The organism is Sanguibacter sp. Z1732 (genome assembly GCF_051020515.1).
In the GTDB taxonomy this organism is placed as follows: domain Bacteria; phylum Actinomycetota; class Actinomycetes; order Actinomycetales; family Beutenbergiaceae; genus CALKWS01.
Genome location: NZ_CP194857.1, coordinates 397,581 through 417,791, shown reverse-complemented (window position 1 = coordinate 417,791; position 20,211 = coordinate 397,581). Strand labels below are relative to the sequence as shown.

General features: G+C 69.9%; 18 protein-coding genes and 3 pseudogenes. 13 read left to right on the top strand and 8 right to left on the bottom strand.

Features of this window, described 5'->3' with window-relative positions; genetic code table 11:
• Positions 1-30: 30 nt before the first annotated feature.
• The 5 genes and pseudogenes from ACRRRO_RS02370 to ACRRRO_RS02350 all read right to left on the bottom strand — a co-directional run bounded on the left by ACRRRO_RS02370 (position 31) and on the right by ACRRRO_RS02350 (position 5,125).
• Positions 31-945 (bottom strand): DUF2264 C-terminal domain-containing protein, encoded by a 915-nt coding sequence (locus ACRRRO_RS02370; protein ID WP_434081542.1) that lies wholly within the window; start codon positions 943-945, stop codon positions 31-33.
• A pseudogene (locus ACRRRO_RS02365) lies at positions 940-1,859 on the bottom strand (DUF2264 domain-containing protein); the annotation flags it as partial. The gene ACRRRO_RS02370 and the pseudogene ACRRRO_RS02365, both read right to left, overlap by 6 nt.
• A gap of 241 nt (positions 1,860-2,100) precedes the next feature.
• Entirely contained in the window at positions 2,101-3,150 is a 1,050-nt protein-coding gene (locus ACRRRO_RS02360; protein ID WP_424797966.1) for a LacI family DNA-binding transcriptional regulator, read from the bottom strand.
• 155 nt (positions 3,151-3,305) lie between these two features.
• The gene (locus tag ACRRRO_RS02355; RefSeq protein ID WP_424797967.1) at positions 3,306-3,578 is read right to left on the bottom strand and encodes an acyl-CoA carboxylase subunit epsilon; all 273 of its coding nucleotides are present in this window, start codon (positions 3,576-3,578) and stop codon (positions 3,306-3,308) included.
• Positions 3,575-5,125: an acyl-CoA carboxylase subunit beta gene (locus ACRRRO_RS02350; RefSeq protein ID WP_424797994.1), complete on the bottom strand. Its 1,551-nt coding sequence runs from the start codon at positions 5,123-5,125 to the stop codon at positions 3,575-3,577. The genes ACRRRO_RS02355 and ACRRRO_RS02350 overlap by 4 nt, the downstream gene beginning before the upstream one ends.
• A 221-nt stretch (positions 5,126-5,346) precedes the next feature.
• Between ACRRRO_RS02350 and ACRRRO_RS02345 the strand changes: the two genes are divergently transcribed.
• The gene (locus ACRRRO_RS02345) at positions 5,347-6,321 is read left to right on the top strand and encodes a biotin--[acetyl-CoA-carboxylase] ligase (protein WP_424797968.1); all 975 of its coding nucleotides are present in this window, start codon (positions 5,347-5,349) and stop codon (positions 6,319-6,321) included.
• Positions 6,318-7,382, top strand: coding sequence for a MerR family transcriptional regulator (locus ACRRRO_RS02340; RefSeq protein ID WP_424797969.1), 1,065 nt, complete (start codon positions 6,318-6,320; stop codon positions 7,380-7,382). The genes ACRRRO_RS02345 and ACRRRO_RS02340 overlap by 4 nt, the downstream gene beginning before the upstream one ends.
• An 11-nt stretch (positions 7,383-7,393) precedes the next feature.
• Here ACRRRO_RS02340 and ACRRRO_RS02335 read toward each other — a convergent pair whose 3' ends face one another.
• On the bottom strand, positions 7,394-8,170 hold the full coding sequence (locus ACRRRO_RS02335; protein ID WP_424797970.1) for a formylglycine-generating enzyme family protein: 777 nt from the start codon (positions 8,168-8,170) through the stop codon (positions 7,394-7,396).
• Positions 8,171-8,313: 143 nt separating this feature from the next.
• On the opposite strand from ACRRRO_RS02335, the gene ACRRRO_RS02330 reads away from it, so the two are divergent.
• Both ACRRRO_RS02330 and ACRRRO_RS02325 read left to right on the top strand, forming a co-directional pair.
• Entirely contained in the window at positions 8,314-8,997 is a 684-nt protein-coding gene (locus ACRRRO_RS02330) for a response regulator transcription factor (RefSeq protein ID WP_424788175.1), read from the top strand.
• A 39-nt stretch (positions 8,998-9,036) separates the two neighbouring features.
• Positions 9,037-10,326 carry an ATP-binding protein gene (locus ACRRRO_RS02325; RefSeq protein ID WP_424797971.1) on the top strand — a complete coding sequence of 430 codons (1,290 nt, stop codon included), beginning with the start codon at positions 9,037-9,039 and terminating at the stop codon, positions 10,324-10,326.
• 2 nt (positions 10,327-10,328) lie between these two features.
• Here the strand turns inward: ACRRRO_RS02325 and ACRRRO_RS02320 are convergent, their stop codons facing one another.
• Complete coding sequence (locus tag ACRRRO_RS02320) at positions 10,329-10,853, bottom strand: GtrA family protein (RefSeq protein ID WP_424797972.1); 525 nt, start codon at positions 10,851-10,853, stop codon at positions 10,329-10,331.
• Between the two features lie 33 nt (positions 10,854-10,886).
• Between ACRRRO_RS02320 and ACRRRO_RS02315 the strand changes: the two are divergent.
• The 8 genes and pseudogenes from ACRRRO_RS02315 to ACRRRO_RS02280 all read left to right on the top strand — a co-directional run bounded on the left by ACRRRO_RS02315 (position 10,887) and on the right by ACRRRO_RS02280 (position 18,616).
• A pseudogene (locus ACRRRO_RS02315) lies at positions 10,887-12,004 on the top strand (5-(carboxyamino)imidazole ribonucleotide synthase).
• Positions 12,005-12,006: 2 nt separating this feature from the next.
• The gene (gene purE / locus ACRRRO_RS02310) at positions 12,007-12,678 is read left to right on the top strand and encodes a 5-(carboxyamino)imidazole ribonucleotide mutase (RefSeq protein ID WP_424797974.1); all 672 of its coding nucleotides are present in this window, start codon (positions 12,007-12,009) and stop codon (positions 12,676-12,678) included.
• Positions 12,679-12,906: 228 nt separating this feature from the next.
• A complete protein-coding gene (locus ACRRRO_RS02305; protein ID WP_434081033.1) occupies positions 12,907-13,350 on the top strand; it encodes an acyltransferase family protein in 444 nt (147 codons plus the stop codon).
• Positions 13,281-14,084, top strand: coding sequence for an acyltransferase family protein (locus ACRRRO_RS02300; protein ID WP_434081032.1), 804 nt, complete (start codon positions 13,281-13,283; stop codon positions 14,082-14,084). The genes ACRRRO_RS02305 and ACRRRO_RS02300 overlap by 70 nt, the downstream gene beginning before the upstream one ends.
• Positions 14,085-14,380: 296 nt before the next feature.
• A pseudogene (locus ACRRRO_RS02295) lies at positions 14,381-15,356 on the top strand (carbohydrate ABC transporter permease).
• Positions 15,353-16,297 carry a carbohydrate ABC transporter permease gene (locus ACRRRO_RS02290; protein WP_424797977.1) on the top strand — a complete coding sequence of 315 codons (945 nt, stop codon included), beginning with the start codon at positions 15,353-15,355 and terminating at the stop codon, positions 16,295-16,297. Before ACRRRO_RS02295 ends, ACRRRO_RS02290 begins: the two are co-directional and overlap by 4 nt.
• Positions 16,298-16,427: 130 nt before the next feature.
• Entirely contained in the window at positions 16,428-17,828 is a 1,401-nt protein-coding gene (locus tag ACRRRO_RS02285) for an extracellular solute-binding protein (RefSeq protein ID WP_434081031.1), read from the top strand.
• The gene (locus tag ACRRRO_RS02280) at positions 17,825-18,616 is read left to right on the top strand and encodes a glycerophosphodiester phosphodiesterase (RefSeq protein ID WP_424797979.1); all 792 of its coding nucleotides are present in this window, start codon (positions 17,825-17,827) and stop codon (positions 18,614-18,616) included. Before ACRRRO_RS02285 ends, ACRRRO_RS02280 begins: the two co-directional genes overlap by 4 nt.
• A gap of 87 nt (positions 18,617-18,703) precedes the next feature.
• Here ACRRRO_RS02280 and ACRRRO_RS02275 read toward each other — a convergent pair whose 3' ends face one another.
• The gene (locus tag ACRRRO_RS02275; RefSeq protein WP_424797980.1) at positions 18,704-19,162 is read right to left on the bottom strand and encodes a TY-Chap domain-containing protein; all 459 of its coding nucleotides are present in this window, start codon (positions 19,160-19,162) and stop codon (positions 18,704-18,706) included.
• A 161-nt stretch (positions 19,163-19,323) separates the two neighbouring features.
• Between ACRRRO_RS02275 and ACRRRO_RS02270 the strand changes: the two genes are divergently transcribed.
• Positions 19,324-20,148, top strand: a complete 825-nt coding sequence (locus tag ACRRRO_RS02270) for a transporter substrate-binding domain-containing protein (protein WP_424797981.1) — start codon at positions 19,324-19,326, stop codon at positions 20,146-20,148.
• Positions 20,149-20,211 lie beyond the last annotated feature (63 nt).

The following is a 20,211-nucleotide window of genomic DNA, read 5'->3' as shown; positions in this document are numbered from 1 at the left end:
TCGGGTCGGCGGCGAGCGGAATCGGCGGCGTCAGGGCGGGGGCGGGCAGCACGTTGGTGCGGGTGGATTCGGTGGCGGTCCGGTCGGCGCTACTCCCGGGCTCGGCGAGCACCAGATCCGCCAACCGCTCCCGCACCGCCGCCGGGAGGTGCTCTGCGAGTTCGGGGATCGTGGGGGCCTGCGCCCACCCGGCGGGCACGCCGGGGTGCGTGCTGCCCCCAGGACGAGCGAGCGCAGGGTGGCGCTGCCCGCCTCGTGGCGGGCGGTCAGCGTGGGGATCACCGTGCGCGGGAAGTGCAGGTTCGTGTTGGGCGTGGCAACGACCACCTCACCGCCCCGGCGCCCGTCCAGGTCCTGCACGCCGCTGAAGCCGGCCGGGTAACGGGCATAGGCCGCGCCGGAGGTTCGCATGTGCTCGCCCTGTGGCGCCGAGCGGACGTCCCCGGTGCGGTCCAGGGCCCAGCCCCCCTCGGCGGTGATCAATTCGCGAGCAGTGCGGATGTGGTGGACGCGCACCTGCCACGGCAGGTGCGCCCACAGCCAGGTCTGCACGGTGACATCGGGCCAGGGTTGCCAGCGGGTCCAGAGCACGTCGCCGATGAACTCCACCTCCTCGGGAACCCGGCGCGTGCGCCAGTGCACCCCGTCCTCACTCAGCGCGAGGGCGGAGTCGGCGGCGAGCTCCTGCAGGCCGGTACCACCGGCGGGCACGGAGAACGAGAAAGCCGTGGAGTAAGCCATCTTGGAGTACTTGGCTCCGCCGTGTCGGAACTGCTCGGCATCCTGGCCGGCGGCCAGGGCGAACACGTGCCCACCGGCACGGTCGTCGCACAGCACCAGGCGGGCCGGCTCCTGGCGGCGCACCGGCTCACGTGAGTACTGCTGGGGGGCGTGGGTCCAGAACGGATGCTCCGCCGGCAGCGCCAGGGGCAGGTAGGCCTTCATCGCCCAGTAGGGCGAGCCGGGCGAGTTGTAGGCCTCGGCCATATTCAGATTCGGGTAGCCGTACCCGATGCTCATCACCCCGGTCCCGTCGGTGATCTGCTGACCGGACCACCAGCGCATATTGGAGGTGAACAGTCCGTTCATCTCACCCCAGGGCAGCGCCTCGACATCGGCGAAGGCCAGCGCGCCCCAGAACCCGGCCTGGGCGAAGCGGTAGGTGAGGCTGCGCCCGTAGGGCAGGGCCGCGCCGTCGTCGTCGAACCAGTGCGCGAAGTCGGTGGCGATCTGCTGGGCCCGGTCGATGAGACGACGGGCGCGGGCAGGGTCGCGTTCGGCGGCCAAGCGGGCGTAGATGAGGCCGTAGTAGTGAAAGGCGAAGGGCACGTAGTAGTCACACCGGCCAGAAGGTCCGTCGGCGTACCACCCCCCGTCCAGGTAGAAGGACTCCAGCCGGTCCAGCGCCGCTGCGCTCGCGGCCGGGTCTGCCTGGGCGGCGCCGACCACGCCCAGACCTTCGTTCACCAGCACCCGGAAGAACAACCAGTTGTTGTCGTTGCACTCCACCTCGTTGATCCGCCCGAGCCAGGTGGCCAGGTCGGTCTTGGCCTTGCTGGTCAGGGGATCCCAGAGCTGTTCCGGTGCGAGAGCCAGGGAGACCCCGATCGCAGCCATCTCCACCAGCCGCTGGTCCCGTCCGGACGCGGGCCCCCAGTACTCCGGATGGCTCGGGTCGGTGCCGTGGGTGAGGCCGGCCAGCAGTGGCTCGGTGTCCACCTGCCGCCGCCGGCCAGCAGCGGCGCCAGACCCCACAGCGGACGGGTGAAACCCTCCAGCTGGGCGGCGGCGTTGTCGAAGTGCGCGCCGGTGGAGCCCAACTGCGCCCGGGCGCTGCCGGGGCTGAGTCGCTGCGCCACGGGTGCCCACCAACTCTGCACCTGATCGGACAGGTCCTCACGGGTCAGGGGCGCTGGTGTGGTGGTGAGCACGGAACTCCTCGGCGTCGAGGTTCGGACAGGATCATGACTGGATGCGACGCTGCGTCATCAGCAATGGAACATGTTTCACCGAGTATGGGTGGCACTGCGCATTCCGTCAAGCGCTTCGAGGGACCGAATCACCGTCCCCGGTGAGGTCACGCATCGGACGGCCGAGCGGTCAGTTCAACGCGACCCGGCGCACCGAGTCGCGAACCACCACGTGGGTGCCGATCTCCAGGCGCTGCTCGGCCTGGTCGTCGCGGTACATCGCCATCCGTGCCGCGGCGCGGCCCATCTCCAGTTGGGGCACGTGCAGACTGGTCAGCGCGGGATAGAGGTCGCGGGCCAGCAGGGTGTCGTCGAAACCCATCAGGGACAGTTCCTCCGGCATCGAGCGGCCCTCGGCGCGTGCGGCGGCGATGATGCCGGCGGCCTGTTCGTCGTTGGCGGCGAAGATGGCGGTGGCGTCGGTCTCGGTGAGGAACTTGCGCCCGTAGTAGATGCCCGCTTCCCGGTCCATTTTTGCCGTGGCGATCAGCGACTCATCGAACTCGACGCCGAAGTCGGCCAGGGCGCGGCGGTAACCGCGGGCCCGCAGCATGCCGGTGGCGAACCGATTGGGCCCGCCCAGGTGGGCGATGCGCCGGTGCCCGTTGGACAGCAGGTAGGTGGTGGCTGCATAGCCAGCGGCTGCGGCGTCGTAGTTGACGACCGAGACCGGAGCGTCGGGCGGGCCCTGCCAGGGCCGGCCGCACAGCACCAGGCGCGACCCTCCTCGGGCCAGGGCGTGGGCGCGGTCGGCCAGGGCGGCCTGATGATCGGTCCGCTCCTCGATGCCGCCGATCAGGATGACTGCCTCCACCCCGCGCTGGAGCATCATGTCCACCAACTGCAATTCCAACTCGGGGATGCCGGCAGTGGTGCTCAGCAGCACGCCGATACCGGCGGTGCGGGCCTGTTCCTCGATGCCAGAACCGATCGTCATGTAGTACAGGGACCGCATGTGCGGGATTCCCACCGCGATGGTGCCGGTCAAGGTGGTCAGTGCACGGGTGGTGGAGGTGCGGTAGTCCAGGTCCTGAACGGCGCGCATCACCTTCTCATGGGTGGCCTGGGGAGCCTGGTAGGCACCGTTGAGGATGCGGGAGACGGTGGCCACAGAGACGCCCGCGTGGGCAGCGATGTCCCGGACGGTGGGGCGCTTCGTCGCGCTCTTGCCTTCGGACACTGGCCTTCCCCTAGCGCGTTTCTGACTAAACAAGTTTCATGAATGTTACTCGATGTCGCACGCTTTCTGGGGGCGATTCGGTACTTCTTTCGGTCCCGCACCGGGGTGATGTCGCGATCGATAGGTGTTCGTGGACCGTGCTCCCACGGGAGGGTTCAGTGCCGGGCGTGGGCGCTCCAGCGCCACGCGGCCCGCGCAGCACTCGGTGGGAGCCCGAGCCGATGGCCGTGGTTGGTCCACAGCGACGTGCGGGAGCCGTCGTCGATCTCCTCGTGGCCTCCGGCGCGGGTGGCCACGATGCCGGCCACCAACGCGGCGAGTTCATCCTCATCGGGAGCCCCCCGCAGCACCCGTACCACGTCGTCGGGCACTTCCCCGATCGCGGCGTACTGGCCGTTGACCCCGTTACCGTTCCTCGACTGGTTCATAGTGGGATGTTCCCGTGCTTCTTGGTGGGCAGGGTGGCGCGCTTGGTGCGCAGGGCGCGCAGCCCCCGCACGATCTGCAGGCGTGTCTGGGCCGGTTCGATCACCGCGTCGACGTAGCCGCGCTCGGCCGCGTCCCATGGGTTCACGATCGCCTCGGTGTACTCATCCACCAGCCGGGCCCGCTCGGCCTCGACGTCACCGCCGTCCTCGGCCACCTTCTTCAGCGCCCCGCGCTGCAGGATGTTCACCGCACCGGAGGCGCCCATCACGGCGATCTGCGCGGTGGGCCAGGCCAGGTTGATGTCGGCGCCGAGCTGCTTGGAGCCCATCACGATGTAGGCCCCGCCGTAGGCCTTGCGGGTGATCACGGTGATCAGCGGCACGGTGGCCTCGGCGTAGGCGTAGATGAGTTTGGCCCCGCGGCGGATGATGCCGTTCCACTCCTGGTCGGTGCCGGGCAGGAACCCGGGCACGTCCACGAACGTCAGCACCGGGATGTTGAAGGCGTCGCAGGTGCGCACGAACCGGGCGGCCTTCTCCGCGGCGTCGATGTCCAGGGTGCCGGCCATCGACTGCGGCTGGTTGGCCACGATACCCACCGGGTGGCCCTCCACGTGCCCGAACCCCACGATCACGTTGCGGGCGAACAGCGGCTGGGTCTCCAGGAACTCGGCCTGATCCAGCACCGACTCGATCACCGCGTGCATGTCGTAGGGCTGGTTGTCCGAGTCCGGGACCAGGGTGTTCAGTTCCTCATCGGCCTGGGTGACCTCCAGTTCGGCCTCGACCGGGAAGGTCTCGGGGTCGCTCAGGTTGTTGCTGGGAAGGTAGTGCAGCAGCGCCTTGACGAAGTCGAAGGCGTCCTCCTCATCGGCGGCCAAGTAGTGAGCCACCCCGGAGCGCTCGTTGTGGGTCTGGGCGCCGCCGAGCTCCTCGAAGCCCACGTCCTCCCCGGTCACCGCGCGGATCACATCCGGGCCGGTGATGAACATGTTGGAGGTCTGGTCGGCCATCACGATGAAGTCGGTCAGGGCTGGGGAATAGACAGCGCCGCCGGCACTGGGTCCCAGGATCAGCGAGATCTGCGGGATCACCCCGGAGGCAGCAACGTTGCGGCGGAAGATCTCGGCGAACTGGGTCAGCGCCGCCACACCCTCCTGGATGCGAGCGCCACCACCGTCGGAGATCCCGATCAGCGGCACCCCGGTACGCAACGCCAGGTCCATCACCTTGGTGATCTTCTCCCCGTGCACCTCGCCCAGGGACCCGCCGAACACGGTGAAGTCCTGGGCGTAGATGCACACCTGGCGGTCATCTATGGTGCCGTAGCCGGCCACCACACCGTCGCCGGGGATGCGCCGTTTGTCGAGCCCGAAGTTGTGGGAGCGGTGGGTGGCGAAGGCGTCCAGCTCCACGAAACTGCCCTCATCGAGCAGTTCGGCGATGCGTTCCCGGGCCGACTTCTTCCCGCGCTTGCCCTGCTTCTCCACCGCCGCGGCAGCCAGGGCCTGTGGCCCCTCGGCGTTGCGCTGGCGCAACTGCTCGATCTTGCCGGCCGTGGTGCTGATGTCGATCTCCTCGGAGGTGGTCACAGATCGCAAGCGTACTTGTCAACACCCACCAACTCCCATAAGGACATGGTGATCGGTACCACGTCCTTGTTGTAGAACCTCTACAAAGCCGCCGCCGCTCCCTCCGCGCTCCCTCGGAGTAGGCCGGCGCCGATCATGCCCTGGTCGGCGCGGGCCGGTGCTGCCAGGCTGGGTACATGGCACCCGAGCGAGCCGAACCGGACCCCGACCCGCCCGCGCCGATCACCCGGCTGCGGGTGCTGGAGCGCACCGGGTCCACGAACACCGACCTGGCCCGACTCGCCATCGCCGACCCGCCGGCCTGGCCGCACCTGTCGGTGCTGGTGGCCCGGGAGCAGACCGCCGGCAAGGGCCGCGCGGGGCGCACCTGGGACTCCTCGGGGCTGCGGGCCCTGACCTTCTCGGTGCTGGTGCGCCCGCGCGCCGACCGCGCCCAGTGGGGCTGGATCCCGCTGCTGGCGGGCCTGGCCACGGTTCGCGCGCTCCGCTCCCGCGCCGGGAAGCAGCCCGGTGCCACCGAACGCGTCGCCATGAAATGGCCAAACGACGTCGTCGATGTGCTCGGCGGGCGCAACGCCGAGCCCGGCTGGGGGCGGATGCGCAAACTCGGTGGGGTGCTCACCGAGGTGCTGGCCGACGACGGCGGCGCGGTCGTGGGGATCGGGCTGAACCTGGCCGGCACGCAGCTTCCGGTGCCGTGGGCGGGCACGCTGGCCGGTGCGGGCCTGATGCCGGCTGAGTTGGGGCAGCGCCCGGATGAGTCAGGCGACGGCCCGGGCGGGACGGGCCGCGCCTCCCGTGAGCACGGCGACGGACGCGACGCCGGCGCCGATGAGACCGCCGATGATGTGGTGCACGCGATCGTCGGAGAGTTCGCCGCGCTGCTGACCGCCTTGGAGCAGGGACAGGACGTGCGGGCACCGGTGGAGCAGGCGTGCGTGAGCATCGGGGCCGATGTCCGGGTGGAACTGCCCGACGGCTCGCAGCTGGAGGGCACGGCGGCCCGCCTTGCCTCCGACGGTGCGCTGATCGTGCGCACCGCTCACGGCGAGCACACCATCCGTGCCGGGGACGTTCGGCACCTGCGCTCACCGGCGCAGTGTGCGAGCAGCGCATCCGCCGCGCCGGGCCCGGGTAACCTCGAGGTGTGACCCAGGACTCACCGCACGGCTCCACCGGACCCGGCCGCTCCGGGCCGGGCGAGAGCGTCGTTTCCGGTTCCACCACCGGGCGGCGCATCGAGGCGATGCTCGGCGAGCCCTGCTACACCCTTGCCGAGGTCGCCGAGGCCAGCGGTCTGGACGTCAACATCGTGCGGCGCTACTGGCGCTCCCTGGGCTTTCCCGATCCGGCCCCGGCGGACAAGCACTTCACCGAGACCGATGTGCAGGCGCTGCGGCAACTGGCCGGCCTGGTGGCCGAGCAGGAGATCTCCTTCACCACCGCCCAGAACCTGGTGCGCGCCCAGGGGCACAGCATGGACCGGCTGGTGCTGTGGCAGGTCGAGGCGCTGGTGGAGGACGCCGCCAAACGTCATGAACTGGACGACACCTCCGCCCGGTTGCTGGTGCTGGACAAACTCGGTGGCCTGGCGCCGGTGCTGGCCGAACAGGCCGAGTACGTCTGGCGACGCCAGTTGGCCGCGCTGATGTCGCGGATCGACCGGGACCTGTCCCTATCCGACCACGCCGCCTCCTCGGCCCAGCAGCTGCCGCTGGAGCGAGCGATCGGGTTCATTGACATCGTGTCCTACACCACCCGGGCGGCCACCCTCTCGGCCACCCAACTGGCCTCGCTGGTGGGGGAGTTCGAGTCGGCCGCGCGCGACGTGATCGCCCGGTACGGGGGCCGCGTGGTCAAGACGGTCGGCGACGCGGTGTTGTGGGTCGCCGATGACCTGCCCAGCGGCGCGTGGGTGGGCACCGGCCTGCTCGAGGCGATGGCCGCGCGGAACCTGCCCATCCGCGGTTCGCTGGTGTGGGGCAGGGTGTTGTCCCGCTCCGGTGATGTGTTCGGCCCGATCGTGAACCTGGCGTCGAGGCTCGCTGACGTGGCCACCGAGGGTGAACTGCTCATGGACGCCGTCAGCGCGGCGTTGCTGCGTGAGTCCGGGCACGGGGGTGACTTCGAGATCTCGCAGTTGCCCGAGGTGGATGTGCCCGGGCTGGGCTCGGTCACCCCGGCGCGGCTGGTGCGCCGCCCGGAGGCCTGAGCGTTGCGCAGTCAGCACCTGCTGAGCGGGGTCCAGCCCGCGGGCACCGGGTCGATGGTGGCGCGCTCGCGGTCGGCCGCCGCGGACCAGCCCTGGGCCGTGGTACCCCCTGCCACGCCCACCGCACCCCGCGCCGGGCGGAAGCCGACGTCGTCCAGCCTCGCCGCAGGCATGCTGCCCCGGCGCACCGAGGCCCGCACGCTCCAGGCCTCGTCGGACCACCCGCCCCCGCGCAGGCTCCGGTAGTCGGCGTACCGGGCCGGGTCGATGTAATCCCAGCACCACTCCCAGACGTTGCCGAGCATGTCGAACAGGCCGAAGGCGTTCGGGGCCTTGGTGGCCACCGGCTGTGCGCCCTCGACCCGATCCGCTGCGGTCCAGGCCACCTCGGCCAACGGGCCGTACGCCGGGCTCGTCGATCCGGCCCGCGCGGCCCACTCCCACTCGGCCTCGGTGGGTAGCCGGTAACCATCGGCGCTGACGTCCCAGTGCACGGTGGCGGCGTCGACGTCGTAGGCGGGGGTGAGATTTCGGGCCAGCGAGGCCGCGTTGCACCACCGGATCGCCTCGTGCCAGGACACCTGGGCGACCGGAGCGTCGCCGTTTCCCGGTGACGGGGTGGTGCCGCCGGGCACTCCGAGGTAGTCCGCCCGGGTCACCGGTGTGCGGGCGAGGGTGAATCGAGCCAGATCCACCCGGCGGGTGGTGCCCCTGCGGGCGTCACGGAGCACGATGGAGGCGGCCGGTACCGCGACGAAGGTCTCGGACGCGGCGGGGGTGGGTGGCACACGGATGACTCTAGGGGCCAGTTGCCTCAGCCCAGGGGCCCGTTGCTGCGGGTGGTGGGGCCTCTTCGTCGTAAACCGATTCAGTCGGATACGCCACAGCGAATAGCTGAGCCGTTGCTTGTGAGTGCGGCTAGCATGACATTGTGACCCGAGTGCTGTTAGCAGAAGATGACCCTGCCATTGCCGAGCCATTGGCGCGCGCCCTGACCCGTGAAGGCTACGACGTGTCCGTGCACGGCACCGGGAAGGGCGCTATCGATGAAGCCGGCAGCGCCGACCTGCTCGTGCTGGACCTCGGGCTGCCGGACATGGACGGCCTGGATGTGGCTCGCTGGGTGCGCAGCCAGGGCCTGAGCACCCCGATCCTGGTGCTGACCGCCCGCGCCGACGAGGTGGACCTGGTGGTCGGCCTGGACGCCGGTGCGGACGACTACGTCACCAAGCCGTTCCGGTTGGCCGAGTTGCTCGCCCGTGTCCGGGCGCTGCTGCGTCGGGCCGGTTCCGAGGGCGCTGACGTCGATGAGATCAGCGCCCAGGACGTGCGTGTGGACATCGCCGCTCACCGTGCTTTCCTGGGCGAGCGGGAGTTGTCCCTGACCGCCAAGGAGTTCGAGCTCCTGCGCGTGCTGGTCCGCGAGGCCGGTTCGGTGGTCTCCCGGGAGGCGTTGATGCGCGAGGTCTGGGCATCCGACCCCAACGGTTCCACCAAGACCCTGGACATGCACGTGTCCTGGCTGCGGCGCAAGATCGGTGACGACGCCAACTCCCCGCGGTACATCTCCACCGTGCGCGGGATGGGATTCAGATTCGAGACCGGGGAGGACTGACCCCTGCGCCGCCGCGTCCTGATTGCGACGATTGCGGCCGTGACCGTCGCGGTGCTCCTGCTCGGCGTGCCGATGGGGGTCTTCGGTGCCCTGATGGTCAACGAGGCCAGCATGGCCAACCTGGAGTTGCGCACCCAGTCGGTGAGTAGGAGCGTCGAGGCGCGCCTGGCCACCGGCTCCGATATCGACGAGGCGATGCTGGAGCGTTGGGTCGACGACGGCGACATCCCGGTCTGGATGCGGGTCACCTCACCCACCGGCAGGGTGGTCGAGGTCGGCGAACCCATCGAGGGGCGCACCACCTACCGCAACCAGTACACCGCCTCCGGGGCGCACGTGTCCTTGCACATCGCCTCCTCCCGGCTGTTCTGGCAGGGCGCCCAGGTGGTGATCCTGGTGGTGCTGGCCTCGCTCATCGCGGTGGGAACCGCCGCACTGGTGGCCTCATGGCAGGCCAGGCGCCTGGCAGCGCCGCTGGTGTTCCTGGCCGCCAGCGCCGAACAGGTCGGCGCCGGCCAGGCGCGCCCGCAGTTCGAGCCCTCCGGGGTGGAGGAGATCGATCTGGTGGCCGCGGAGCTGAACCGGACCGGGGACCGGATGGCCAGCCGCCTGGTGGCCGAGCGCCAGTTCGCCGCGAACGCCAGCCACCAGCTCCGTACCCCGCTGACGGCGCTGTCGATGCGGCTGGAGGAGATCCAGCTCCTCAGCGATGATGAGGCGGTGCGCGAAGAGGCGCGGATCTCCCTGGAGCAGCTCGAACGCCTGGTCCGGGTGGTCGACGACCTGCTCGCCGCCTCACGCAGCCGCGACGGCGGCACCACCCAGCCCCTGCCGCTCGATGAGGTCTTCGATCAGCAGGAGGATGAGTGGGAGGGCAGCTTCCGCCGCGCCGGCCGACAGCTGATCTTCGAGAACGATGACGACCTGGCCGTGCTGGTCACCCCCGGTGCCATCGCCCAGGTGCTGTCCACCCTGCTGGAGAACTCCCTGAAGTACGGCGAGGGCACCACCTCGGTGCGGGCCCGGCCCTCCAAGCCGGGAGCGGAGTCCGGTGTGGTGATCGAGGTGGCCGACGAGGGCCCGGGGGTCAGCGACGATCTGGCACCGCGCATCTTCGAACGGCACGTCACCAGTGGCAAGGGCTCGGGGCTGGGACTGAGCCTGGCCCGGGACCTGATCGCCGCCGACGGTGGTCGGTTGGACCTGGCGCAGCGTCGCCCCCCGGTGTTCAACGTCTTCCTCAACGCCGTGCCCAAGCGGTTGGACCCCGAGGAGGTCCTGCCGGCCGGGTCGGTGGTGGTGGTGGGCCGGCGCCGCCGCCGCCGCTGATCTCAACCGCGTGAGGTGCCGACCGCCGAACCGGTGAACACCCAGTGCCGGTAGGCCACGTACCTGAACAAGGTGCCCAGCACCAGGCCCACCCCGTTCGCGGCGATGTTATCGGCCAACGGAGAGGTGAACCCGAGCAGATAATGGGAGACGGCCAGGCACCCCACCGCGATCCCCATCCCGATCAGGTTGGCGACGACGAACCTCACCAGTTCCGTCCCGTGCGCGGCCGCGCCGCCGGTGGAACGCCGGGTGGCGAAGGTCCAGTACCGGTTACCCAGCCACGCCACCAGCACCGCCACCGAGACCGAGACGACCTTCGCCGTCAGGGGCTGATCGACCAGTAACTGCCCGGGTCCGAACCGCAGCAGGTTGAACAACCCGACGTCCACCACGAACGCGAGCAGACCCACGGACCCGAACCGCGCCATCTCGGCCACCCGCGCGACGATCTCGCTGCGCGAGCGCCACGTCGACCCGATCCGGCCGGCCGGCCGCGCTGGTGCCGGAGCGCTCGCACGGGTCATTGCCCGAGCCTACCCGCCATTAGGCTTGCCGCCATGGGACCTGTGGTGGCCGTCGTCGGCGGCGGACAACTCGCACGCATGATGGCCGCACCCGCCGGCGCGCTGGACATCCATGTGCGCGCCCTGGTCGAGGCCGACGACGGCGCAGCCGCCCAGGTGCTGCCCGACGCCCCCGTGGGGGCGGCCGACGACGAGGAAGCCCTCACCCGGGTCACCCGCGGTGCGCAGGTGCTCACCTTCGAACATGAGCACGTGCCGTATGCGCTCCTGGCTGGCTTGGAGGCCGACGGCGTGGCGGTGCGCCCGGGATCGCGCGCACTGCGGGCCGCCCAGGACAAGATCCACATGCGTCGCGTGCTCACCGAACTCGGGTGCCCTGCCCGCGCTGGGCCGAGGTGAACTCGGTGGCCGATCTCGCGGCCTTCGGCGACGAGATCGGCTGGCCGGTGGTGTTGAAGAGGCCGGTGGGAGGGTATGACGGCAAGGGCGTGCGGATCGTGCACAGCGCCCAGGAGGGTGCGGACTGGGCCGCCGAGGGTGCATTGGCGGAGGAGACGGTGGACTTCCGCTCCGAGTTGGCTGCGCTGCTGGCCCGGCGGCCCTCCGGCCAGGTGCAGACCTGGACCACGGTGCAGACCACCCAGGTGGGTGGCGTGTGCTCGGAGGTGATCTCCCCGGCCCCGGACCTGGAGGACGACGGCGCGGGCGAAGCCGCGCGGATCGCCCGCACCATCGCCGAGGGACTGGATGTGACCGGAGTGCTGGCGGTGGAGATGTTCCACACCCGGGATGGGCGCCTGCTGGTGAACGAGTTGGCGATGCGCCCGCACAACAGCGGGCACGTGACCATTGACGCCACCGTCACCTCCCAGTTCGAGCAGCACCTGCGGGCGGTGCTGGACCTGCCGCTGGGCCGAACCGAGCAGTTGGTGCCCTGGGCGGTCATGGTCAACGTGCTCGGTTCGCAACTGGCCGATCCCACCAAGGCCTACCCCGAACTCATGGAGCGCTACCCCGAGGCGAAGGTGCACCTGTACGGCAAGTCGGTGCGCCCGGGCCGCAAACTGGGGCACGTCACCGTGACCGGGGACGACCTGCCGCACCTGCGCCGGGTAGCCCGTGCCGCTGCCGATCTTCTGGAAGGACGCTGATCATGACCGAACCGACGGCGAACGAGGAGCACCCCCCGGCCGCCGGCACCGCCACCCACGGCGCCGAGGTCCCCGGGACGATGGCCACCGGCACTACAACCGGCTCGGCGCCCGGGGTGTCCGGCGGGACCGGCCAGGATGCCCGGCTGCCGCAGGTGGCGGTGGTGATGGGCTCGGACTCGGACTGGCCGGTGATGGGCCAGGCGGTCGAGGCCCTGGCGGAGTTCGGCCTCCAGGCGCACGTGGATGTGGTCTCCGCGCACCGGATGCCCCACGAGATGGTCGACTTCGGCTCAGGCGCCGCCGCTCGCGGAGTGCGGGTGATCATCGCCGGGGCCGGGGGTGCCGCGCACCTGCCCGGGATGCTCGCCTCCCTCACCCCGCTGCCGGTGATCGGAGTGCCCGTCCCGTTGGCACATCTGGACGGGATGGACTCGCTGCTGTCCATCGTGCAGATGCCTGCGGGGGTGCCGGTGGCCACGGTGTCGGTCGGGGGTGCGCGCAACGCCGGGCTGCTGGCGGTGCGGATGCTGGCCGCTGGGGAGGACGACGCCGCCGCGCAGCTGCGGGAGAAGATGTCCGCCTTCCAGCAGGACCTGCGCGCCGACGCCCGGGCCAAGGGGGAGCGGCTGCGCGCCAAGCGCAACCAGACGCCGGGGTTCAGCGCCTCCTGATCCTCGGTCCGTGCCGGAGGCGGCCGCGACGCTCGGTCGCAGGCGGGGCCAGAGCGCCTCGCTCCACAATTCATAACCCCGCGCGGGGACACCCGGCAGCACGGAGTCCCGGCGCAACCGCGGCCTGCGCCGGGCGCCGTCGTCATCGCCGAAGCCGGCCCGCCCCCTCGGTGGCCTCGGTCACATCGGGTGTCCGACGCAGCGGGAACGGCGCTAGCGTCGCCTCTCGTGACAGCCACCCGACCGGAGCTTCCTGCGTCCGCGACATTGGCCCACCCGGCATCGGATGAGCACGCCGAGAGCGGACCCGCGCGGCCACGCGCCCGGTTGCGCGGACTGGACGGGCTGCGCTTCTTCGCTGCGTTCGCGGTGCTGCTGTACCACTTCGGCGCATTCGACACCTACTCCGATGCGGTCTGGGGGGAGTCGGTGGAGGAGGCCACCGGGCCGGTGGGGGTGTGGTTCGGTTACGGTGCGCTGGCCCCCTCGTTGTTCTTCGTGATCTCCGGGTTCGTGATCCTGATGTCGGCCCAGGGTCGGGGGGGCTGCGCCGGTTCGTCGCCTCCCGGGCCGCCCGGCTCTACCCGGCCTACTGGGTGGCGGTGCTGGCCACCTCGGTGCTGTTGCTGCTGCTGTGGAACCCCGGCCGGGCTCCCGGCGCGGGGCAGGTAGCGGTGAACCTGACCATGTTCCAGTCCGCCTTCGGGATCAGCCACGTGGACGGGGTGTACTGGACCCTGTGGGTGGAGATGAAGTTCTACCTGCTGATGATCATCTTCCTGCTCATCGGTATCACCACCCGCCGGGTGCTGATCGTGGCGCTGGCATGGCCGCTGGTGTCCTGGGCATTCGCGCTCGCGGAGGTGCCGCACGTGTGGGACTGGCTGATCTACCGCCATGCCCCCTTCTTCGCCGGCGGAATGGTCATCTACCTCATCCACTGCCGCGGGCACAGCCTGGCCCGCTGGGCGGTGCTGGCGGTGAACGTGGCACTCGGGCTGGTGCACGGGGTACCGGGGTTGAGTACCCAGGTGGCCGAGCGCACCCCCCTTCGAACTCAACCCGTGGATCCTGGGCGTCCTCACCCTGGGTTGCTTCGCGTCGGTGGCGGCCCTGAGCTGGACCCGGCTGCAGTACCTGAATTGGAAGTGGCTCACCGTGATCGGTGGCCTGACCTATCCGCTGTACCTGATCCACCAGTACTGGGGCTGGTGGGTGATCTCGATGCTGTCCGATCACGTGCCCGCCGCCGTGAGCGTGGCCGCGGCCACGGCCGTGGCGATCGCGCTGGCCTGGGTGCTGCACAAGTGCGTCGAGGTGCCCTTCGGGCCGCGGCTGCGCACCGCCGTAGCGGCGCTGTTGCGGGACCGCCCTCGCTCGCGGGCCTGACCCGGGCGGTGGGCTGAGCGCCCTCGTAGGCCTGCCCCGGCGTCGGCCACGGCCGTGTCCGGGCAACGGATACGCACCGGTCGGTGATCGTTAGCCCACCGTTCGCCGTGCGGGGAAGAACCGTTCAGGTGCCGCTGCCAGACTCGATCCCGGTCGCGCATCAGGGCCGGGGAGCAACACCGCCCGCCCTGGTGACCGCCGCCCGGGGATCATCCCGGTCCCTGCCTCTGCCCGACCAGCCGAGTTCCAACAGCCGGCACCGGGCATGGCGTCAGCATGTCCACGTCCGGCCCGGCCGTACCCAAGGAGAACGATGAGCAGCACTTCACCGGCCCTCGCCGGTGCCGCGCTCGGATCCGCGCCCGCGAACCCACCAGCCCCGAGCGCAACGGCCCGCCCGCCCCAGCGGCGCACGCGATGGAAGGGGCGAAACATCCTGGCGTTCCTGCTGCTGGCCGGCCCCAACATCGCCATCCTGCTGATCTTCACCTACCGGCCCATGCTCCTGAGTTTCTACTACTCGACGCTGCAGTGGAACCTGGGCTCGTCGATGGCACGGTTCGTCGGACTGGGCAACTACGTGGAGTGGTTCACCGACTCCCGCACCCCCACCGTGGTGGCCACCACCGCCGTGTTCGGCCTCGTCACCGTGGGGGGGTCTCGTGCTCGGCCTGGGCCTGGCGTTGCTGTTGAACCAGAAACTGCGCGGGCGGGGCATCGCCCGCACCCTGGCGTTCGCGCCCTACGTGCTCTCCGGGATCGCGGTGGGGATGTTGTGGCTGTACATCTTCAACCCCCGCTACGGGCTGCTCAAGGTGCTCCTGGACAACATCGGCGCCTCCTCCCCGCAGTGGTACTCCACCACCCCGTGGGCGCTGGTGATGATCATGATCGTCTACCTGTGGAAGCACGTGGGCTATGTGGCCCTGATCTACCTGGCCGGCCTGCAGGCGGTGCCGCAGGACCTGCGTGATGCGGCCGCGATCGACGGGGCCTCCAAGGCCCGCACCTTCTTCTCGGTGATCTTCCCGCTGCTGGGCCCGGTGACCTTCTTCCTGCTCATCACCACGATGCTCAGTTCGCTGCAGTCCTTCGACCTGATCCGGGCGATGACCGACGGCGGCCCGCTGGGCTCGACCACCACGTTGATGTACCAGATCTACGTCGAGGGCTTCCAGACCGGCCGGGCCGGCTACGCCTCGGCCGCGGCCACGATCCTGTTCGTGATCCTGCTGGTCATCACCGCCATCCAACTGAAGTTCGTCGAGCGGAAGGTGCACTACTCGTGACCAGCGTGCTGACCCCGGCCACGGCCACCACGGATGATTCCCCGGCACCCCAGCCCGGCGCCGCGCAGGGCCTGGACCGCACCGAGATCCGTCGTCGTCGGCGCCGGCAGGCGCGGCTGAGGCGACTGCCGCTGGAGGTGCTGCTCTATGCGGTGATGGTCGCGGTGATCGTGATCATGTCGGTGCCGCTGATCTGGATGCTGCTCGCCAGCATCAAGACCTCGGCCGAGATCTACGCCGTTCCGTTGGCCTGGCTCCCGGAGGTGTTCGACCTGTCCAACTACGGTGAGGTCGCCACCGCCATCCCGATCGCGCGGATGTTCTTCAACTCCGTGCTGATCACCACCGTGGGCGCCGGGTTGAAGGTGCTGCTGGGCCTGGCCTGCGCCTACGCGCTGGTGTTCGTGGACGTGCCGCTGCGGAAGACCGCCTTCGTGCTGGTGCTGTTCGCCCTGCTCATCCCCGGGCAGATCACGATCATTCCCAACTACACCCTGATCGCGAACCTGGGCTGGCTGAACACCTACCAGGGCATCATCGTGCCGGGCCTGGCCAGTGCATTCGGCACGTTCCTGTTCCGCCAGTACTTCCTCGGCCTGCCGGTCTCGGTGCTGGAGGCCGCCCAACTCGACGGCGCCGGGCACTACCGCCGGCTGTGGCGGTTCGTGGTGCCGATGTCGGTGCCGACCATCGCGGCGGTGTCGCTGGTCTCGATCGTGGGGGAGTGGAACGAGTACCTGTGGCCGATGCTCGTGGTGGACAACCCCTCCACGATGCCGCTGCCGGTGGGGCTGACGCTGCTCCAACGGGTGGAGGGGATGCAGAACTGGGGTGTGCTGATGGCGGCCACCACCCTGGTCACGCTGCCGATCCTGGTGATCTTCCTGATCCTGCAACGTCGCCTGGTCGCCGGCCTGACCGCCGGTGCGGTGACCGGGTGAGGTCCGACGGCGATGCGCCCCTTGCGGACTCTTGCCCTCGCTCCCGCCCCGCGGCCTCTCGCCCCCGTTTCCGAACCGTCCCGAACCAACCGATATCACCCCCGATGAGTTCTTCGAAGGAGAACCCCTGATGTCATCTGCCTCTCGTCGTCGTCCGCCCCTGTGGACCCCACGTACCAAGGAGACCTGGACACCCTCTCGCCGCAACGTCCTCACCCTGGGTGGGGCGGCCGCGACCGCCGGCCTGCTCTCCGCCTGTGGCGGCGGCCCCTCCGTGGGCGGGGACACCGCCCGCGCCGACACCACCCAGACCGAGTGGGACGGGGTGGACCCGGCCGAGCGGATCACCTGGTGGTCCAACCATCCCGGCAACACCATGGAGTGGGAGCAGTCGATGATCGACGCCTTCACCGCCGAGACCGGCATCGAGGTGGAACTGGTCACCGCCGGCGCCAATTACGACGAGATCGCCCAGCGCTTCCAGGCCGCCTCGAGCACCTCGGAGATCCCGGACCTGGTCGGGGCCAGCGACGTGTGGTGGTTCCGCTACTTCGTCAACGGCCAGATCATCCCCGTCGATGACCTGTTCGCGCACCTGGGTGTGGACACCGACGACTTCGTGGACACCTTCTACGAGGACTACGCCTACGAAGGCCTGCACTACGCGGTGCCCTACGCCCGCTCCACCCCGCTGTTCTACTACAACCGGGACATGTGGGAGGCCGCGGGGCTGCCCGACCGCGGGCCGGAGACCTGGGAGGAGTTGGCCGGCTGGTCCGAGGCGCTCTGGGGCGTGGTGCCCGGTGAGGGCGCGCCACTGGGGCTCAGCCACGGCCCGTCGTGGTCGGCCTGGTGGTACTCCAACGTCTCCTGGGGCCTGGGTGCGGCGATGAGCGAGGAGTGGGACGTCACCCTGGAGACCGAGGAGTCGATCGCCGCCGGGCGCTTCGTACGCGACTTGTACCACGGTGACGGCGCCTACGCCGGGTTCAGCGCCCAGAACAACGCCGACTTCCAGGCCGGCATGTTCGCCTCCCTGGTCGGTTCCACCGGTGCCCTGACCGGGCACCTGGAGGCCGCGACCTTCGAGTTGGGCGCGGCGTTCCTGCCCGAGGGTCCGGTGCCGGGACCGACTGTGCCCACCGGCGGCACCGGGATCGCCATCGCGGCCGACCGCGAACCCGGCCAGCAACTGGCCGGGGCGATGTTCCTGGCCTTCCTCACCAACGCGGAGAACACCGCGGACTACTCCGCCGGCACCGGGTACATGCCGGTGCGCCACTCCGCGATCGAGGGCGAGACCATGAGTGCGTTGTATGAGGAGGTGCCCCAGTTCCGCACCTCGGTGGACCAGCTCGAGCGCACCCGCACCCAGGACTGGGTCCGAGTGTTCACCCCCGGTGGTGACCAGATCATCACCGACGGGTGGGAGGAGATCATCCTGCAGGGCAGCGACGCCGAGGACGTGTTCCCCAACGTGGCCGCCCAACTCGAGCGGGCCTTCAGCGAGAACGTCGAGCCCTACCTGTGAGTACGGTCCGGCCGGCCGCGACGCCGGGCACGGGCCCGGCGCCGCGGCGCCACCCGCTGGTGATCGCCCACCGCGGCGACTCCATGGTGGCCCCGGAGAACACCCTGCCCGCCTTCGCCGCCGCGGTGCGGGGTGGGGCGGACATGATCGAGATCGACCTGCACTGCAGTGCCGACGGCGAGGGCGTCGTGATCCACGACGCCACCGTGGACCGCACCACCGACGCCAGTGGAGCGGTGGCGGACCTGGATGCGGCCGAGATCGGCCGGTTCGACGCCGGGTCCTGGTTCGACCCTGCCTTCGCCGGAGTCCGGATCCCCCTGTTCGGGGACATCCTGGATCTCTTAGTGCGCTCCCCGGGCACCGAGTTGCTGCTGGAGTTCAAGGACCCCTGGCTGGCCGGGCCGCTGGGGCAGGTCCTGTCCGATCTGAAGGCGGCCGGCCTGGCCGACCGGGTGCTCGTGCAGAGTTTCTTCCCGGACGTTCTCACCACGGTTCGCCGGGCGACCCCGGACGTGCGGCCGGGGTTCCTGAGTTCACGGTTCGACGATGAGGTCGTCACCCTCAGCCGGCACCTGGGTGCGGTGGCGTGCAACCCCGCGTTCACCCGGGTGCTGGCGGATCCCGGCCTGGTGACCCGCGCGCACCGGGCCGGGCTGCAGGTCATGGTGTGGACCGCCAACGAGGTGGCCCAGTGGGAACGGTTGGTGGCTGCGGGCGTGGACGGGATCATCACCGACCGCCCCGACCGGTTGCGCAGGTTCTTGGACTACCGGGACGGGCCCTGAACCCTCGGAGGGCGGACGAACCCCGGACTCTGCCGGGTTGACTTCCCGGCAGGGTCTGGGGAACGCCCCAGTTTCGGGGGGGTCCGTTCAGGTGGTGGTGATCCGCAACTCCCGGGGGTGCCCGACGCCGGCGACCTCCATCAGGGAGTGCGTCACCAGTGCGGCGGCCTCCTCACCCAGGGTGCCGGGCAGGTACAGGTCGGTCTCGGCGGGAGCCTGGGCAGGGAAGTAGGCGCCATACATCGGGGCCGCCTTCTCCGCCTCGGGGGCCTGCCAGCCCAGCCGGCGCAGGGCGGCGTCCTCGGCGTCGGTCCAGGGGAAGTCCCCGCCTACGTGCGAACCACCGACCAGTTCGGCGTAGAGCACGTTGCCCATCCGCAGGTACTGGGCGAACAGGTGCACCTCCTGGGTGCGCCGCTTCCGGCCGAACAGCCCGGCGATGCGCTCCTTGGTGCGCGCCGGGCCCTCGACGATGAAGAACGTGCCGTCCGCCAGAGCGCGGCACCGGTTGTTGAGTTCGCTCTCGAACTCGCTCCACGGGTCCATCCGAGCAGCCTAATGCGGGCCGGTGGGCGCCGCGGCCACCGAGGACGGAGAGGGCTGTGACCACCGGAAGGGCACCCCGGTCTCCTCCGGCAAGGGACGTTCGGGGGCCATGTATGCTCGATTCTTGTCCCAAAACGCAGATATTGGCTGAAAGGCGCCACGTGACGAACAAGAATCGGCAAAGGACGACCCTCTCCCTGATCGGCGTGTCGGCGCTGGCTCTCGGTCTGGCGGCATGCGGAGACGACGGCGGCAACGGCGGCGCCGACGCCGACCTGGAGGACACCTACGTGGTCGCATCGGACACCTCGTTCGTGCCCTTCGCCTTCGAAGAGGGTGGTGAGTACGTCGGCTTCGACATGGACATGATCAACCACATCGCCGACGAGGTCGGGTTCGACGTCCAACTGGAGACGACCAACTTCGACGGGATCATCCCGGGCCTGCAGACCGGTTCATTCGACATCGCGATCGCCGGCATCACCATCACCGACGAGCGTGCCCAGGTCATCGACTACACCAGCCCGTACTACAAGTCGGGCCTGCGCATCGCCGCTCCGGTCGATGACGAGCAGATCCAGGGCGTGGAGGACCTCGAGGACCTCACGATCGCCACCCGGCTGGGTTCCACGAGCGCGGACTACATCGAGCAGAACATCGAGGGAGCCACGGCCAACACCTACGAGCAGTTGGACCAGGCCTACCTGTCGGTGGAGGGCGGCGGCTCGGACGCCATTCTCTATGACGCTCCGAACGTGGAGTACTACGTCGCCACCGCCGGTGAGGACAGCCTGCGGGTGACCGGTGAGCTGCTCGAGGCCCAGGATTATGGCATCGCCGTCACCCAGGGCAACGAGGCATTGGTCGAGGCGATGAACGAGGCGATCGCGACCATGATCGACGACGGCACCTACGCCGAGATCTACGAGTCCTGGTTCGGCGAGCAGCCGGAGTGGCTGGATGAACTGGCGGCATCGGCCGACTGACCCTCCCACCACGTTCCGAAAGGCGGGTGCTCACCGAGCACCCGCCTTTTGACGGAAGGCACA

What these genes read in the sequence shown, in the direction of transcription:
- ACRRRO_RS02370 (WP_434081542.1), bottom strand. Translation starts at nt 945, where the DNA reads ATGAAGGCCTACCTGCCCCTGGCGCTGCCGGCGGAGCATCCGTTCTGG.
- ACRRRO_RS02355 (WP_424797967.1), bottom strand. Translation starts at nt 3,578, where the DNA reads ATGAACCAGTCGAGGAACGGTAACGGGGTCAACGGCCAGTACGCCGCG.
- ACRRRO_RS02345 (WP_424797968.1), top strand. Translation starts at nt 5,347, where the DNA reads ATGGCACCCGAGCGAGCCGAACCGGACCCCGACCCGCCCGCGCCGATC.
- ACRRRO_RS02320 (WP_424797972.1), bottom strand. Translation starts at nt 10,853, where the DNA reads ATGACCCGTGCGAGCGCTCCGGCACCAGCGCGGCCGGCCGGCCGGATC.
- purE (WP_424797974.1), top strand. Translation starts at nt 12,007, where the DNA reads ATGACCGAACCGACGGCGAACGAGGAGCACCCCCCGGCCGCCGGCACC.
- ACRRRO_RS02285 (WP_434081031.1), top strand. Translation starts at nt 16,428, where the DNA reads ATGTCATCTGCCTCTCGTCGTCGTCCGCCCCTGTGGACCCCACGTACC.
- ACRRRO_RS02275 (WP_424797980.1), bottom strand. Translation starts at nt 19,162, where the DNA reads ATGGACCCGTGGAGCGAGTTCGAGAGCGAACTCAACAACCGGTGCCGC.